The sequence below is a fragment of the Hydrogenovibrio sp. genome, from assembly GCF_965140365.1.
Classification (GTDB): domain Bacteria; phylum Pseudomonadota; class Gammaproteobacteria; order Thiomicrospirales; family Thiomicrospiraceae; genus Hydrogenovibrio.
Genome location: NZ_OZ223196.1, coordinates 2,615,881 through 2,631,798, shown reverse-complemented (window position 1 = coordinate 2,631,798; position 15,918 = coordinate 2,615,881). Strand labels below are relative to the sequence as shown.

General features: G+C 51.5%; 16 protein-coding genes. 7 read left to right on the top strand and 9 right to left on the bottom strand.

The genetic code is table 11. The features are described from left to right. A partial coding sequence (locus AC0KH7_RS12405; RefSeq protein ID WP_472373772.1) for a retention module-containing protein occupies positions 1-458 on the bottom strand: 458 nt, incomplete at its 3' end. A 226-nt stretch (positions 459-684) separates the two neighbouring features. On the opposite strand from AC0KH7_RS12405, the gene AC0KH7_RS12400 reads away from it, so the two are divergent. From AC0KH7_RS12400 to AC0KH7_RS12385, 4 genes are all read left to right on the top strand, one after another. Then, positions 685-1,020 carry a hypothetical protein gene (locus AC0KH7_RS12400; RefSeq protein ID WP_472373771.1) on the top strand — a complete coding sequence of 112 codons (336 nt, stop codon included), beginning with the start codon at positions 685-687 and terminating at the stop codon, positions 1,018-1,020. Positions 1,021-1,335: 315 nt separating this feature from the next. After that, positions 1,336-1,791 carry a hypothetical protein gene (locus AC0KH7_RS12395; RefSeq protein ID WP_472373770.1) on the top strand — a complete coding sequence of 152 codons (456 nt, stop codon included), beginning with the start codon at positions 1,336-1,338 and terminating at the stop codon, positions 1,789-1,791. An 87-nt stretch (positions 1,792-1,878) separates the two neighbouring features. Beyond that, positions 1,879-2,301 (top strand): thioredoxin TrxC, encoded by a 423-nt coding sequence (gene trxC / locus AC0KH7_RS12390; RefSeq protein ID WP_472356443.1) that lies wholly within the window; start codon positions 1,879-1,881, stop codon positions 2,299-2,301. Between the two features lie 46 nt (positions 2,302-2,347). Beyond that, positions 2,348-2,605, top strand: coding sequence for a hypothetical protein (locus AC0KH7_RS12385; protein WP_472356444.1), 258 nt, complete (start codon positions 2,348-2,350; stop codon positions 2,603-2,605). Here AC0KH7_RS12385 and AC0KH7_RS12380 read toward each other — a convergent pair. The 7 genes from AC0KH7_RS12380 to AC0KH7_RS12350 form a co-directional block, all read right to left on the bottom strand. Next, positions 2,583-4,067 (bottom strand): hypothetical protein, encoded by a 1,485-nt coding sequence (locus tag AC0KH7_RS12380; protein WP_472373769.1) that lies wholly within the window; start codon positions 4,065-4,067, stop codon positions 2,583-2,585. The genes AC0KH7_RS12385 and AC0KH7_RS12380 overlap by 23 nt on opposite strands. After that, positions 4,061-6,055, bottom strand: a complete 1,995-nt coding sequence (locus AC0KH7_RS12375) for a vWA domain-containing protein (protein ID WP_472373768.1) — start codon at positions 6,053-6,055, stop codon at positions 4,061-4,063. The genes AC0KH7_RS12380 and AC0KH7_RS12375 overlap by 7 nt, the downstream gene beginning before the upstream one ends. Next, positions 6,055-7,146 carry a vWA domain-containing protein gene (locus AC0KH7_RS12370; protein ID WP_472373767.1) on the bottom strand — a complete coding sequence of 364 codons (1,092 nt, stop codon included), beginning with the start codon at positions 7,144-7,146 and terminating at the stop codon, positions 6,055-6,057. The genes AC0KH7_RS12375 and AC0KH7_RS12370 overlap by 1 nt, the downstream gene beginning before the upstream one ends. After that, a complete protein-coding gene (locus AC0KH7_RS12365) occupies positions 7,143-7,679 on the bottom strand; it encodes a hypothetical protein (RefSeq protein WP_472373766.1) in 537 nt (178 codons plus the stop codon). The genes AC0KH7_RS12370 and AC0KH7_RS12365 overlap by 4 nt, the downstream gene beginning before the upstream one ends. Beyond that, positions 7,672-8,658, bottom strand: a complete 987-nt coding sequence (locus AC0KH7_RS12360) for a DUF58 domain-containing protein (protein WP_472373765.1) — start codon at positions 8,656-8,658, stop codon at positions 7,672-7,674. The genes AC0KH7_RS12365 and AC0KH7_RS12360 overlap by 8 nt, the downstream gene beginning before the upstream one ends. Positions 8,659-8,668: 10 nt before the next feature. Beyond that, complete coding sequence (locus tag AC0KH7_RS12355) at positions 8,669-9,670, bottom strand: AAA family ATPase (protein WP_472366943.1); 1,002 nt, start codon at positions 9,668-9,670, stop codon at positions 8,669-8,671. Positions 9,671-9,815: 145 nt separating this feature from the next. Continuing rightward, the gene (locus tag AC0KH7_RS12350) at positions 9,816-11,168 is read right to left on the bottom strand and encodes an MFS transporter (protein WP_472373764.1); all 1,353 of its coding nucleotides are present in this window, start codon (positions 11,166-11,168) and stop codon (positions 9,816-9,818) included. 182 nt (positions 11,169-11,350) lie between these two features. Between AC0KH7_RS12350 and AC0KH7_RS12345 the strand changes: the two genes are divergently transcribed. The 3 genes from AC0KH7_RS12345 to AC0KH7_RS12335 all read left to right on the top strand — a co-directional run bounded on the left by AC0KH7_RS12345 (position 11,351) and on the right by AC0KH7_RS12335 (position 14,560). Beyond that, positions 11,351-12,025, top strand: a complete 675-nt coding sequence (locus tag AC0KH7_RS12345) for an ArsR/SmtB family transcription factor (RefSeq protein WP_472373763.1) — start codon at positions 11,351-11,353, stop codon at positions 12,023-12,025. Between the two features lie 117 nt (positions 12,026-12,142). Next, positions 12,143-13,066: an alpha/beta hydrolase gene (locus AC0KH7_RS12340; protein WP_472373762.1), complete on the top strand. Its 924-nt coding sequence runs from the start codon at positions 12,143-12,145 to the stop codon at positions 13,064-13,066. A 168-nt stretch (positions 13,067-13,234) separates the two neighbouring features. Next, positions 13,235-14,560 carry an APC family permease gene (locus AC0KH7_RS12335; protein ID WP_472373761.1) on the top strand — a complete coding sequence of 442 codons (1,326 nt, stop codon included), beginning with the start codon at positions 13,235-13,237 and terminating at the stop codon, positions 14,558-14,560. On the opposite strand, the gene AC0KH7_RS12330 is transcribed toward AC0KH7_RS12335, so the two are convergent. Further along, positions 14,554-15,792, bottom strand: a complete 1,239-nt coding sequence (locus tag AC0KH7_RS12330) for a sensor domain-containing diguanylate cyclase (protein ID WP_472373760.1) — start codon at positions 15,790-15,792, stop codon at positions 14,554-14,556. The genes AC0KH7_RS12335 and AC0KH7_RS12330 overlap by 7 nt on opposite strands. Positions 15,793-15,918 lie beyond the last annotated feature (126 nt).

The window sequence follows — 15,918 nt, the reverse complement described above, 5'->3', positions numbered from 1 at the left end:
TCATTTGTCTCTTGATCCGTTGCTTTGGTATCAAATCCGGATGTGACACTTCCGGTCACCAGTTCATGTTGAACAATGTCAGCCTGCTGAGAGGATGAACTGATACCGGTTTCCTCACCGGCGGCTGTCTCTTCAATGTCATCAAAGTTACCGGCCAATACTTTTTCGATGACCTGCTGAACATCGTCATCTGTGGCTTGGGCATCGTCAATGGCCGCGATTCCCGTGACGTCTTCATCCAGTTTCAGCGTGGTGTTACGCCCTAACGACAAGGTTTGGCCATTCACCAGATTGATGAGTACAGCGCCTTCCGGGCCGGTTTGAATAATTTGATTTACGGTAAGCTGCATGCCTTCTGACACAGAGGCGTTCTGTCCGCCGTCGCTTTGTTGAATGACAACCTTGCCTTCTACAGACTCCACCACACCCACGATATTCGTCAAATTTTGTTCAGCCATAGCGCAAATCCTTATCCTTGATAATTTTTGTCTCTAATAGATTCTTCTGACCATAGAGTAAGCGGTTTAAACTGAAAAACATATTGTACCTAGGGTCATATTTGAACAAATCCTGTTAAATTCTTAACGAAACAAATACTTACTGGACTTTTGCTTTTTTTCAACTATAATTAAATCAAAGAGTTATTTAATCAATACACCCTTAATCGAACTTAAGGAGGTCATTATGAACAACGTCAACCCTACTTTGGCTTCGGCCACTCAAGCGCTTTATACTCAAGCAAACGGCTTGACGGATGTTTTGGCGAAAGAGCCGAAAGTGACCGATAAAACCAGCGCCGAAACGTCTTCAGCCAACAATACAACGGTAACCTTGTCCGATCAATCGAAAACACAGGCTGTTGATTATCGTGATTTGGCAAAAAGTCAAACTGTCAATAATATGCAATCGGTAGAAGACGCGCCGATTGATGCGAACCAAGCCACTAACAACTTGAGTTCGGCATCGGATTTACAGTTACGCGCCAACTATATGGCCTCACAAAACGACATTCCGGTTTAACGGAATCTGCACTGAAAACCGCCAGGCCTGGCGGTTTTTGATAATGGACACACTTTCTTCAAGAGTCCTCCATACTTCTTCAAGCTTATCGAATTGACCTGAATTAAAGGAATCATTAAACTGGACTCAAGCTTAATGAAAAGGATGACGTTAAGTTTGGTTTTACCCTTAAAACCTCAAAGTTAATTTGATTCAAAATGGTCTCCTCAGCTTTTGAATCAGCTCCTCAGATAGAACGAAGCGCGATACTGACCCTATCGCGCTTTTTTTTGTCTAAAATAACCCCTCAACTCCCTTTTCAACGAGGCACTGCTTATGAAAACGGTTAACGGAAAAACTTATCGTCACGGGCACGGCACCGATGAACAACATCGCCAAGACCAAGCCCTCTTCTCAAAACTATTGGAACATCACCAAGCCTTATCTCGCGAAACCGAGCGCCTGAAAAACGGCATCATTGCCCGTACCACCAGTGACGACCCAGAGCTGGCAAAAGTCTTACAAGCCCACGTTGAAGGCATGGAAAAACGTTTTGGAATGGGACGAGCCATCCGCTCTTGGGACCCACTGTTCGCGGCCTTATTCGAATATAAAGACCAAATTCGGATGGAATACCGTGCGATTGAAAACGGTGTGGAAGCGACACTGACCGCCGACGATCCAAAATTGATTGAGCTAATTCACAGCCACGATCTCACCTTGCACGGTTTTGTTGACGAAGGGTTTGAAGCCGGCAAACGGGAAAGCCCCAAACCCGATTGGCTGGAATAAAAGCTTGAAAAGCGCATCATCGCCCCTATTAAATGAAAAATTGACCTTATTTAACACGCTTAAGCAAACTTTTAGAGGAACCACGCGATGATTATTATGTGCCCCCATTGTGGCGGACTTAACCGCATTCCAGACGAAAAACTCTCTGAATCGCCCAATTGCGGAAAATGCAAACAACCGGTCTTCACCGGCCAGCCGGTGGAGATGACTGGCCAACAATTTTTGCGCGCCCTACAAAAAACCGACCAACCGTTGGTAGTCGATTTCTGGGCACCTTGGTGCGGCCCCTGCAAAATGTTTGCACCCACCTTTTCGCAGGCCGCCGCTCAGTTGGAACCCCATGCCCGTCTGGTGAAAATCAATACCGAAAATGAACAGCAGGTAGCTGCTCAATTCAATATTCGTTCCATCCCGACCCTGGCCATTTTCAAAAACGGTCAAGAAGTCAGCCGCCAATCCGGCGCGATGGATTTGGGAAGTTTTGTGAATTGGGTCAAAAGTGCTCTATAATCGACAAGCCTAACCGGCTAACTTCTTCCAACGGCAAGGAAACACTATGGAAATCGGCTCCGAAGAACATAAACAACTGTTAATGAAAGGCATTTTAAGAATCGCCTTGAAAACCATTTTTTTGGGCTGGATACTCGGCGTCCTGCTGATGGTGCCTAGCTTTATCCGTGAAAATACCTTTTCCATCGGGTTATCTTATGCCGGGCAAACCATTATCTGGATCACCTTAATTTACGCCTTGGCGATTGCCTATAAAAAATACCGTCAGACCTTCGGCGCCCTCAAAAACGACGTAAGCGACTGAATGACACCTTAAACAGCGGTAACGACTTGGCCCAATCCAACGCCGCCGTCTTCACCGACGGATGGCGTTCCGAATAGCAATGTTCATTCAGCATCTCCATCAACATCCGTGCCGATTCATTGTCACCATACTCGGTTTCAAACGCCTGTAACCAACGGCCCAGGCTCGGCTGCCGCGAATCGGAAACATCTTTTGATATAACCGGAACCGGCCAGGCCTGGCCGTTTTGCCCGTGACTCAGTTGGCGGCGCGACCAAATATCCACCTGTTGCCAAACCTGATGCACATTGTCGGCTTGCTTCAAACCGGCCAACAAACGCCACTTCAAAAACGCTTCCCGCAACCCCAGCCAAATCACTCTCAAACTCAGAAGTGCCAGCAGCGCCAACAATAATTGCCCGATTACAATCACCGCGCCCGGCAAGGCCACTACTGACTGCGCCGGCAAAACCACATCCTCCAAACGGCCGCTTTGCGGGTTGAAATAGGTCACGCGCAAAGGGGGCAAACGCACCCAACCGTATTCCAAAATTCGAAACGGCTGGTCGATTTCGGCCCGACTCATCAAACCGGAATCGGTCACCGACTGGGTTCGCTCCACCGTTGGCATCAGCCATTCGAACCCATCGGTATCGGTGAGCTGCGAAGCCAGGTTCGGCAACTGTTCATCGGTCACATTTTGTCCATTTAAACGCCAAACCCAATGATACAAATCCCCTGTCACCACCCAAAACGGGTTGAAGTCCGCTTTTAACGATACCTGACCAACCGGCAACACCGCCGGAAGATACGATGGTCTCGGACGCACTTGAACCAGTTTCGGCGGGGCAAAAAACAACTCATGTCGATACGCCGATGCGTCCACTCTTACCCCTGGCGACGGCAATGAATAAGAGCCGGGCTTGAGGAAACGTACCGCAGAGATCAAACGCACATGGTTTTCAAACAAGGTGTGATCGGCTTCCGGTTCCGCCGTGCCCAACCACTGATACACCTGATTCGGGTCATTGTCCGTCGGTAACGCGCGAATCGGAATATTTTCCCCTTTGGCCGAAACATCGGCGCGCCAATACAGGACTTCGTCCGGATAAGCTTGTTTTTCCGGTGCCTGCCAAGTGACGGACACTTCCGGGTTTTCCTTCACATGAATCGTGATGGGTTTCACGTGGAGCCCGCCATGATGCATGGCCGGTAATCGAAACACGCCGGTTTCATAAGGGTAAAGTCGAAGGCGTAAGCGGCTGGAACCGCCTTCGATGTCGTGGATGACAAAATGCTGTTTCAAAACACTTAAATCAAGCTGTTCGAAATGCTTCTCCACCTGCTCGCCACTGATAATCCAGGTCACCGGATTCCCAAGCACCACTTCTTCCGGGTACATACGGCTGTCTGCCAACACCAGGCCTGGTAAAAACACCCCGAGCCCGATCAAAATCCAAAAACGTCGCCAAAACCTTACCATGGTTTCACCCCCGGCAATGGGTGCGGTTCGTCCTGCGAAGCCTGAAAACCTTCTTCTCGCTCAAATAGGTTTTTCAATAATAGCGACTGGTTATCGTCCACTTTCTGCATATCATGCTCAAATTGTTCAATACGACGAACCCGCTGTTGCTGGTCCAAAATCGCATTCGCAGTGTCGTTCAACTGCATTTGAGACGCCGATTCCAATGAGAAATCCGTGCCTTCCGGTTGATCCGGCAATACGAACTCCCGACCGTCTTTCTCACCTTCCGGCGCATCACCGGACGCCCCTTCGCCCACCTCATCCGGGTTTGGACGTTGTCCGCCGTAAAAAGCGCCGTCGGCATCCCGGCTGGTCGTGCCTTCGCCCTGACCGTCGCCTTGTTCTTCATTTTGCTGTTGCCCACTTCGCCGTTGACGTTGGCGTTTGGCCAAGGCCAAATTATGCTTGGCTTTATCGTAATTCGGTTGATACACCAGCGCCTGTTCGTAGGCCTCAATCGCCGAGGGCAATAATCCAGCCTGATAATAACTGTTCCCCAAATTGAACAAGGCCTGAGCCCGGTCGGTATCGGTTAACCCCAAAACCGCGGCGTCACGGAAGTACGCCACTGAAGACTCAAAGTCCTTATTGCGGTAAGCGGCCGCGCCAGCGCCGAACAGGCCTTGATACGTCGATAATTCGTTATAGGTTTCCTGAGCCGAATCGTAATCCTGTGACTGAAACGCCTCATACGCTTTTTGAGCGGTGCCCACCTCGGTTGCCGCCCAGGCCGATTCCGGTTGAAAACCGCTCATCAAGGCGAAGCCAACCACCGCCAACCCAATCGTTTTACTGGCGTTCAAACCACTTCGTCCCGCAAGGCGCTTGTCGATAACGCGCCGTTTGACCGGGAAAAAACTCCACAATAACGCGAAAAATGCCGCCCAAAGGAAACCTTCCGCATGATCTTGCCATACCGGTTGCGAGGCTTGGAAAGTGCGTTTTTCCGCCTGCTTCGCCACCAAATTCAACAGTTTTTCCAAAAAGGCACCGGAACGGTTCGCCGTAATATAATCCCCGCCTAACTGCGTTGCCAGCTTGGTCAGTTCGGTGCTTTCCAACTGGGAGCGCACCTGACGACCATGCACATGCACCGTGCCGCTTGGATGCGCCATCGATGGAATCGGGCTAGGGGTTTCGCGCCCAACGCCAACCAACACCACTTTGGTTTGACTTTCCTTAGCCAAAGCCACCGCCGCTTTCAATCGCTCGGAAACCGCCTCCAGCGATTCCGGAGCCGGCTGACCATTGGTAAACACCAACAACACCTTGGCGGGACCAGCCGTTTGTTTGAGGTGCTCCAGACCAAACGCCACCGCGGCATCTTCGTCAGAACCGCGCGTCGGTAAAATGCCGGGGCGCACCAAATTCAAATAATGCTCAAACAAAGCCCGATCAAACGATAAAGGCGCGACCAAATGCGGTCGCCCGGCAAACACCATTAACCCCAAACGGTCGTCCGGTTCCAGACGATTGGCCAATGATTCCACCAGAGCACGGGCTTGCAAAAAGCGGTTTGGCGCCACATCTTGAACCAGCATGGAACGCGAGGTGTCCATCGCCACCAGAATATCGACACCGGCACGAGTCGATTCCTGCGGTGACGGGACCAAGGTACGCGGCCCCGCCAAAGCAATAATCAAACACATCCACGCCAGCGACAACAGCCATTTCGGTTGAAACAGCCCAACCATGAATCGCCACACGCCGTGCATAAACCGCCCAGGCCTGGCCAATTTTCGTTTTTGCGTGCTTTGTTCAACCTGCACGGCTTCATCCAACAGCGCTTCCGGCGTTACCTTCACCCAAGGCAACAAATGACTGTCGGCATATTGCGCGGTTTGACGATGCCGCAACCAAGTCGACACCAGGCCCCATAGCAACGGCACCAATAAAAACCACAGTGTCGTCGCGTCGCGCCACTCCCATTGCAACCAAGCGTCCATTACCCGGCCTCCTGTTGCAAGCGTCCGGCCAGCAATTGCACCGAGGCAAAATAGAGAATGAACAAGGCCAGCGCCAAGGCGACGAAATACGGATACAAGGCAACTTCACGGAACTTCGGCCGCGGCACCTCAATGCTCACGCCCTCGGTTTGGTCAATCGCCTGCAACACTTGTTGTAAACCCGCACCGCTGCCGACTTGATGATAACGCCCGCCGGTTTCTTCAGCGATCTGCTTCAGAGACCCCGCTTCCAACGGCTCATACAACAACCCACGGAATTCACGTTGGTCGGCGTCGTCGGAACGCGAACCGATTCCGACCGTGTAAATCGGTACATTCAAGCCTTGTGCATAATTAATCGCTTCTGAAATCGGGATGGCGCTGTCGCGGGTCGAACCGTCGGAAATCAATACAATGACCCGATTTTCGGTGGTGTCCGTTCCTTGTTCGACCTGCTGTAAAGCCAACCCTAAAGCCGACCCGGTGCCTTCATCGGTGCGGCCCGCCAGATAAGGTTCCAACCGCTTCAGCATCAGCCGCGCCGTGGTGCCGTCCGAAGTCAGCGGCATCAAGGTAAAAGCCTCATCGGCATACAAAATAAACCCAAAACGATTCCCAGCCAAACCGGAAATAAACCGATCCAGTACATTTCGAATCACCTCAATCCGGCTTTTGGATTCATCGCCGAGCTGATAATCTTCCAACACCATGCTGACCGACGTTTCCACCACGAATACAATGTCACGCACGGTTTTGGTTTGCGGTTCCGGCGGCAAAGGCACTTGCTTCACCGGCTGTGCCAGCGCCGTCACCAACGCCAGGAAAATCAATCCCCGCAAGCCGTTCAACAACCAACGCAAGCTTTTATGGGATTTCGGTTTGGCCGCATCGTACCCCAGCCGATCAATCAACGAGTGCCGAAACAATAACGACTGCGCCGTCGCCGTCTGGTCCCAATCGGAACGCGCCGGCCGCCAGATATGCCACGCCCACAGCAAACCGGCTGGAATCAATGCCGCAAAGGCCCACGGCACTTGAAAGGTCACCTCGTGCCAGGATTTCATCACTTCAATCAAGGCTTCCCAAGTCATTCGCGTTCGCCTCGTAGGGTTTGAACGGTTTTTCGACGCCCGGCAAATAACCGACTGAACCCCGTACGGATGATGGAAAGTAATGCGCGAAAGCCATCGCCGATGGTCGGCGCGGCCGCTTTCAAATGCGCTTGAAACGTTTGGATTAAAGCAGACAAGGTTTCACGTGAAACGCTTTGCGGGCCAAAGCAGGCCTGGTCGATTTCGCACTTCATAAGTTCTTCAGCCTCGCCACCCAATAAACGATGCTGTTTGGCGGTTTGCAACGCTTGATACAACAACACCGCTCCGTCTTTTACAGCCTCAGAAGGTTCTTTCGCTAACGTTCGTTTCAGGCGTTCCAAACGCCAATACAACTGAGCCCGGCGCCAGACAAACCAGACAACTAATCCCAACAACAACAGAATCAACAAAGCCAGCAGAACCCAACCCAGCGTCAATAAACCACCCAGCCAGTCAATCCCCGGCGGCATCGGCACTTCAATGTCGATTAAGGTATCTTCAGCCATTTGCAGCGCTTGAGTATCAGCCATACTGTTCCCCCAAGGCTTCCGTCAAATGCGCCAGTGAATCGACTGTCGATAACGAAATAGCGGAAATGCCTAGGCCTGCCAATCGCTTCAATTTGTCGTCGAAGTAATCCTGCGCCCACTGTTGGTAACTGTGGTGTTGACGATCCGATAAATGGTCCAATTCAAAGCCGCCATTCAAAGATTGCAATTTCAAACCGGGTAACTTCGGCAAACTCCGTTCCACCGGGTCTTCCAGCAGCACCGCCTGCACCATCACTTTCTCACTCAGCGCCGCCAACACCCGCAGGCTTGCGTCGTCCAAATCAACAAAATCGCTTAAAATCACCAATCGAGACCCGGACTGCAACCGGCTTAAACACGCCAACAGTTCATCCGACAATCGCGATTCGGTAACATTTCTCAATGGCGGGCAGGGCACTGACATAAATTCCATAAAGCGCTCGAAAGTGCCGCGCCCTTCGAATGTGGGCGACGTGCGCGCGCCTTCCGCCAGGGCGACGCCTTCCAACGGACGGGCGTTTTGTTCCGCCAACCAAGCGAATAAACCGGCCGCTCTGGCCGCTTGCACGACTTTCAATCGAGATTGCGTACCGAAACGCATCGATTGACGCTGATCCACAATCACCGTCCAACTTTCTTGACGTTCTTCCTGAAACAATTTGGTGTAGGCTTGGCCGGTTCGGGCCATTAAACGCCAGTTGAGATGGCGGACATCATCGCCCGGCTGATAAGCGCGACTTTCTTCGTACTCCATGCCCGAACCGAGATAGCGGCTGGTTTGTTCGCCCTGTTTGCGCGCATCACTGGCTTTCGGGTTGACGCCGATTTTATCGCCCAGTTGCGCCACCTCATCGGCTAAGGTGTGAATGGCCCCAGCGGACAAAATCGGGTCGGTCAGACGAGCGGTTTCGGCTATACCGACTCCCGGCTTCAAGCCGGGAAACCAGCTGGCAAAGGCCGATTGCATCCAACGTAACACTGGCTTCACCTTAGCCCGGCTGGGCTTCCGTCGCGACCGGCACCGGCACCAATTCAATAATACGTTCGATCACGGCGTCCTCGGTCCACTGCTGCGCGCGACCGGCGAAACTGACGCGAATACGGTGGCGTAATACATCCGGTAACAAGGCGATGACATCGTCCGGCGTCACAAAGTCGCGTTGTTCCAACCAGGCTTTGGCGCTGGCGGCGTGCAACAACGACAAGGTGGCGCGCGGCGAAGCGCCGATTTCCAAGACTTCCGCCATGTCCGCGTCCCATTGCGCTAGGCGACGTGTCGCCCCCACCAATGCCACCATGTATTTTTCCACCGCTTCGGAGACATATTGTTCGGCAATTTGATGGCGCGCCGCCAAAACTTTTTCCGGCGTTAAAAACGCCGACAATTTTTCTTTATCCTCACCGAAGTGATGAGCGCGATCCCGGCGCAGAATTTCCAATTCTTCCACTTCATCCGGGTAATCCAATACCACGTGCAACATGAAGCGGTCGAGCTGGGCTTCCGGCAACGGATACGTGCCGCTTTGTTCCAACGGATTCTGCGTGGCCATCACAATAAACAGTTCCGGCAATTCCCGCGTTAATCCACCGGCGGTGACTTGTTTCTCCGCCATGGCTTCCAGCAAAGCAGACTGCACTTTCGGCGGCGCACGGTTAATTTCGTCCGCCAACAGAATTTCATTGAACACCGGCCCTTTCACAAAGGTCAATTGCCCGGTATTCGGGTCGAGAATATCGGAGCCCATGACGTCACCCGGCATCAAATCCGGCGTAAACTGAATCCGTTGAAAGGAGGCTTTCACCGCATCGGCCAGGGTTTTCACCGCCGTGGTTTTCGCCAGGCCTGGCGGGCCTTCCAATAGCAAGTGACCACCGGTGAGCATGGCAATCATCATCCTTTCCAATAAAGATTCCTGCCCGACAATGACTTTTTGCAGATGCGTTTTCAGAACAGTGAAGTCGGCCTGAGAGGTCGTAGCGGTTGCCGTCATAATGATTCCTTTGCTCCGTGAGGTTGATGGATTCGCCGATACGGAACTTATCAGAAAATCCTTATTTGATGTTCAGTATAAAAGAAAACCGCTGTTGGAACCGTTCCTTCTCCTCAAAAGCGGTTTGAAAAAATTTATCGGCGAATTAACCCCGTTTTTCACCTGACGTGACCGGTGCCTCGTTATTTTCCGAGTAACGTACCTTAATCGCCACCCAAGTACCCGACAACCCCATCGCCACGGCAACCAACCAAAACGGCGTTTGCAAATCCTGCGAAATTTGTGCCGCCAGGCCCATCGCCAAGGCACCGAAGGCATAACCCGAATCACGCCAGAAACGGTAAATCCCAATCACACTGGCTCGGTGAGCCACCGGCGCAAAATCTCCAGCCGCCGCCCCCAGGTTGGGATACAACATGGCCATGCCCAAACCGACCAGCCCTGCTTCCAATGTCCACCAGACCACACCTTGCGACAATGGAATCGCCAAAACGCCCGCACCGCACAACCACATGCCCCAGACAATCAAACCCTTGCGGCCGATTTTATCCGATAAAGGCCCCGTAACCAATTGAGCGCCACCCCACACCAAGCCGTACACCGCAATAATGGCCCCGGCTTCCACCAGGGTCAACCCTTGCGCCAAAAAATACACCGGCAGGAAAATCCACACCAGTGCATCGGTGAATTTTTCCACCAACCCGGCCTGATTAATAGCGACCAACGAGGCGTCTTCTCGACTCGCCAAGTGAAACAATTGTTTAAACGAACGCGTGTCCGGTGCCACTTTCCCGCTTTCGGCCAAGGCCTGATGACGTTCCGCCCAAGGCAAGGTTTCAGCAAGAGTCCACTCCGCTAACGCCAGTCCCAACAAAATCACCGCCAGACTGAAAATGAACAGCCCTTCGCGCGCGCCGAACCAGTCCACAAAATACGCCGTCACCAAGCCGGCGAGCCCCACGGCGGCATAACCGGAAAATTCGTTCACGCCGTTGACCAGCCCTTTTTGCGACGGTTTGGCCAAATCCAGTTTGCTATTAAGCGCCATTGACCAAGTCAAACCTTGGTTAAAACCAAGCAAAACCGTCGCCGCAATCACCCAGCCCCAGCTATCGGCATACAATAGCAAAAAAGGCACCGGCAACGCTACCAACCAGCCCCAGACCAGGACCGATTTTCGGCCGTATTGTTCGCTCAAGCGCCCGGCGAATAAGTTCATGACCGCTTTGATAAGGCCGAACACCACCACAAACGACGTCAACAGGAAAAACGCCTGATCGGCCAGCCCAAACTCGGTTTCCGCCAGGCCTGGTACCACCACACGAATCATACCGATGGTCAACCCCACCATAAAAATTTGCAACACATGCAAACCAAACTGGTGGCGGTTCACGAAAATACCGTGTTCAATGTCCGTTTTGTTGGGGAAATGGCGCAGTTCCATCAAGCGACGACCTATTTTTGTGCAATTCAAGTTTTGTGCAATTGAAGTCGCCATATTATATCGAGTTGCCCTTTAACATTCAATCAATCAATTGAATGTTAAATTAAACCCTTTACACCTGAACCCTGACTTAGATAAGATACGTTGTGTCGATTGAAGAATATGACAACAATTGTGAAAACACCGACAAGCGTGGTGTTTTAAACGAGCCGCCTCTTAACCATCGGAGACAAACCGTGTCGAGTGTAAAAAAACAACTTTTCGAACAACTCGCCCTTATCGGACGCAGTCTTTCCTCCCCGCAACGCATCGAGCTGATGGATTATCTGGCGCAGGCGGAGCGCAGTGTCGAAGAACTCAGCCAATTGACCGGGCTCAGCCTGGCCAACACCTCTCGACACCTCCAACAAATGAAACAAGCCGGGTTGGTCTCGGTGCGCAAACACGGCAAACACCGCCTGTATCAACTCGCCGGATCGGATGTGGTGCAACTGGTTCATCACCTGCGTCAAGCCGCCGAAAACCATTTAGCTGAAGTGAACCGTTTGATGGACACCATCATGCCCGGCAAAGAACAAACACCCGTTATGTCCAGCCAAACGCTGGCACAACAACTCGACCGGGAAAAGGTGCTGATTTTGGATGTCCGCCCGGCCAAAGAATTCCAACAAGGCCACATTAAAGGCGCCATCAACGTCTTGCCGGAAAACATCGACAGCACCTTAGAAACGCTGCCGGAACCGGACGAAACCGATACCATCGTCGCTTATTGCCGCGGGCCTTATTGTGTTTACTCCTATCAAATGGTGGAACAGTTACAAGCCGCCGGTCGTCAGGCCTGGCGACTTTCGGAAGGGTTTCCGGAATGGAAAGCGGCCGGACTGCCGTACGAAAGCTGCGACGCCGAATAACCCCACCTTTCGGCATCACCATATCAGCCGCTTCTAAAATCATAATTAATCCACATTTCAACATTTAAATCGCACTAAACTTTTACTCGAAAAATCAACTAATAAAGGATACCTCCCATGAACACGATAACTCGATTCCACCGACTGCCACTTATGCTGGTCGCCCTGTTGTTGTCGGTATTCACCTTGACTGCACACGCGGCCGAGAGCAAAGAAATCAAACAAAAATACAAGGACTTGACGGTCAACGCCAATCTGCTGATGGCGGACGGCAAAAGCTATCAGGACGGCATCGTTCTGCTGACTCACGGTACCTTGACCCATGCCGGGCGCAGCACCTACGCCAATCTTCAGCAACTGTTAGCCGACCGAGGCATCAGTTCCCTGGCCATCAACCTGAGCCTGGGCTTGGATGATCGTCACGGTGAATACGACTGTAAAACCCCACACCGCCATCGTCATGAAGACGCCGTCGGCGAAATCGGTTTCTGGTTGAACTGGCTGAAAAAACAAGGCACAAACGACATCACTTTAATGGGCCACTCTCGCGGCGGCAACCAAACCGCTTGGTTCAGTGTTGAACAGGACGATCCGGCGGTCAAACGCGTTGTGCTGATTGCGCCGGCGACCTGGGACTATGACGCCGAAAAAGCCGATTACAAAAAGAAATACGGTCAATCCATCGAGCCGATTCTAGCCAAAGCCGAGAAGCTGGTGGCCGAAGGTAAAGGCGATACGCTGATTAAAAACATTAACTTCATTTACTGTAAAGACACGTCGGCGACAGCCAATGCCGTGGTCAGTTACTATAAAAATGAACCGCGCATGGACACGCCAACCTTGTTGAAAGATGCCAAAAAACCTACCTTGGTCGTCATTGGCTCCGCCGATACGGTCGTCACCGATCTGGAAGAAAAAATGAACGGTGTTGAAAACGAACAAGTGACGGTTACGGTTGTGGACGGAGCCGGACACTTCTTCCGTGATTTCTTCGCCGAAGACTTAGCGGACAGCGCGGCCGACTTCATCAAAGGCGAATAACCCTCTTCCCCCTTGAAACGTTAAGCAATCTTGATGTTTCCCTGTGGCCGGTTCATCCGGCCACTTTTTTATTTTCCACTCTCCCAAATCAATTTCCCCAGATCGCCATCTTCTCGTTTAAAATGCTCTAAAAAGCCACCCGTTTGAAGAAAGGGCCCATCCACAACCATGAAAAATGCTCCAAGAACTTTAAGCTTATTCGGTGCCATCGCCATTGGTATCGGCGGAATGGTCGGCGGTGGAATCTTCGCCGTACTAGGTGAAGCCGTGTCTTTAGCGCACGGCGCGACGGCACTCTCTTTTTTAGTGGCTGGCGTGGTTGCCGCCCTCACCGCTTACGCCTACGCCAAACTCTCGGTGGCCTATCCAAACCGGGGTGGCACCGTGGTGTTCATCGACCAAGCCTTTGGCCATAACCTCATTTCAGGCAGCGTCAACTTTATGCTTTGGCTGAGTTACCTCGTCACCATTTCACTTTATGCAGTCGCTTTTTCATCCTACGGCCAAACATTTTTCAGCATCGAAAAACAAGGCGCTTTTCTGACCCACTTTCTCATCAGTCTGGCCATTATTTTGCCATTAATCATCAATTTAGCCAGCCCGGCTCTGGTAGGGAAATCTGAAACTTTGATCGTAACCATCAAACTGGCTTTACTGGTTCTGATTATCGTCTCGGGAGCCGCTTATGTGGATATGGAACGACTTGCGCCGCAACACTGGGGAACGAATATGTCCATCATCGCGGCCGGAATGATTATTTTTGTCGCCTATGAAGGGTTCGAATTGATTGCCAACTCAGCGGAAGATATTAAAGACCCGGTTCGAAATTTGCCTCGAGCCTTTTACAGCTCCGTGCTGATTGTCATTCTGCTGTACATACTGATAGCCATGATTACAGTGGGCACCGTATCCGAAGCGAAGGTTCTACAAACCAAAGATTATGTATTAGCGGTCGCCGCCGAACCCGCACTGGGGCAAGTGGGCTTTAATCTGGTCGCCGTCGCCGCCGTATTGGCGACCTTTTCAGCCATCAATGCGACCATCTACGGTAATGCTCGCCTTAGCCTTTCCATTGCCAAAGAAGGCGAATTGCCCGCTTTTCTGGAACACGAAAACCACCATATTCCCGATATGGGCATTATCACCACGGCCCTGTTCAGCTTAATACTGGCCAACACCATTGACCTAACCCAAATCGCCATTATCGGCAGTGCCAGTTTTCTACTGATTTTTCTTCTCATCAACATCAGTCTGTACCGATTACGTCGGGAAGCCGATGCCAGCGGATTCATTGCGCTAATGGCCATCCTGGCGTCGGCCATCGCTTTGGCCACATTATTGGTTTACACCTATTTCGATAACCCAACCGCCATCCTCGTGTTCATAGTATTTCTGCTGGTATCCGTGCTCTTCGAGCTAACCTATGGCCGGTTTATCCGCGGTCACTTCTTCCAACGCCGTTACAAAAACACCGACGCGACCAACCTTCAATAAACTTCAACGCGATTACGGCCATTATGCTTCGCCTGATACAACGCTTGGTCGGCGCGTTTGAATAAATCCGCCGGTGAATCTCCGAGCCGGGAAAGCGTCACACCGATACTGACGGTGACTCTGTCGATTTTGGCAAAAGGATGGCGTTCTATCCGCTCACGCAATTGATTCGCCGCATCCATCATAGTGGATAACTCCGGCTCCAACACCAACAGTAAGAACTCTTCGCCTCCCCAACGGCCGACATGGTCAATGCCTGCACTGAAGTTTTTTAAAATATCGGCCATTTCCAATAAAACCTCATCCCCAACATCATGCCCATAACGGTCATTAATCTCTTTAAAGAAATCCACATCAAACAAAATCATGCCAACCAATTTCCCTTCACGTTGGCGTTCCGCCATTGCCTGCTCAATTACCCCCATTAAATGGCGACGATTGCACAACCCGGTCAACACATCCTTCATCGCCATTTCATTCAGCGCCTGCTGCATTTTGACCTGTTCGGAAACGTCCTTACCGGTGGACACGAAATATTCAATCTCGCCGTCGGCATTGAAAATCGGGCTGATGGTGGTGTCTTCATGGTAGGTGGAACCGTCTTTGCAACGGTTCATAATGCGGTTTTGATAAACCTGGCCGGATAAGATTTTTTCCCACAATGCTTTGGCTTTGGCCTGGTCTTGCATTTCGGATTTCAACATACCCGGCGTTTTGCCTAAAAGCTCGTCTTCGCTGTAACCGGTTTTGTCGAGCAACGCCTGGTTAACGAACACCAAGCGACCGTCTCTGTCGGTGATTTTGACGAAATCCGCCGTTTGCTCGATGACCTTGGCGAAAATTTTCAAACGCTCCTCGGCTTGCACTTTATCGGTCACATCGACGATTTTCCCCAGCAAATGAGTGACGTCGCCCGCCGCACCCCGCTCGAAGGTCAAGCGAATGTCCACCCACGCATAATCACCGTCCGGTTTGCGCAAACGGATGGTTTTCGCCAGATGCGAATCACCATCACGCGCTTTTTCCGCCACTTCCTGCTCTAAAAGCGCCAAGTCCTTGGGGTGAATGAGATCCTGATAACACAATTTTTGCCGATACAACGCCTCCGGCTCGTAACCGAATGCCGCAAAATTGTCGGTGAGATAACGCACCGGCCATTTGGGCGCATACTCGCAATAAAACACCACGGTTTCACTGTTGTTGTTAATCAAATCGATGATTTTTTGCTGCAAGCGTCGGCTCCCGGTCTCGAAACCCCGAAAAGGGTGATTAATCGCAAAGGTAATCGGTTCAACCTCAATCACGCCATCTTAAAACAAATAATCATTACTTTTTATAAGTTTTTTATATGGCCCACT

Coding starts and splice junctions, on each gene's coding strand:
- AC0KH7_RS12365 (WP_472373766.1), bottom strand. CDS start 7,679: ATGGCTGATACTCAAGCGCTGCAAATGGCTGAAGATACCTTAATCGAC.
- AC0KH7_RS12385 (WP_472356444.1), top strand. CDS start 2,348: ATGGAAATCGGCTCCGAAGAACATAAACAACTGTTAATGAAAGGCATT.
- AC0KH7_RS12375 (WP_472373768.1), bottom strand. CDS start 6,055: ATGGACGCTTGGTTGCAATGGGAGTGGCGCGACGCGACGACACTGTGG.
- AC0KH7_RS12340 (WP_472373762.1), top strand. CDS start 12,143: ATGAACACGATAACTCGATTCCACCGACTGCCACTTATGCTGGTCGCC.
- trxC (WP_472356443.1), top strand. CDS start 1,879: ATGATTATTATGTGCCCCCATTGTGGCGGACTTAACCGCATTCCAGAC.
- AC0KH7_RS12380 (WP_472373769.1), bottom strand. CDS start 4,067: ATGGTAAGGTTTTGGCGACGTTTTTGGATTTTGATCGGGCTCGGGGTG.
- AC0KH7_RS12335 (WP_472373761.1), top strand. CDS start 13,235: ATGAAAAATGCTCCAAGAACTTTAAGCTTATTCGGTGCCATCGCCATT.
- AC0KH7_RS12395 (WP_472373770.1), top strand. CDS start 1,336: ATGAAAACGGTTAACGGAAAAACTTATCGTCACGGGCACGGCACCGAT.
- AC0KH7_RS12355 (WP_472366943.1), bottom strand. CDS start 9,670: ATGACGGCAACCGCTACGACCTCTCAGGCCGACTTCACTGTTCTGAAA.
- AC0KH7_RS12370 (WP_472373767.1), bottom strand. CDS start 7,146: ATGACTTGGGAAGCCTTGATTGAAGTGATGAAATCCTGGCACGAGGTG.
- AC0KH7_RS12350 (WP_472373764.1), bottom strand. CDS start 11,168: ATGGCGACTTCAATTGCACAAAACTTGAATTGCACAAAAATAGGTCGT.
- AC0KH7_RS12400 (WP_472373771.1), top strand. CDS start 685: ATGAACAACGTCAACCCTACTTTGGCTTCGGCCACTCAAGCGCTTTAT.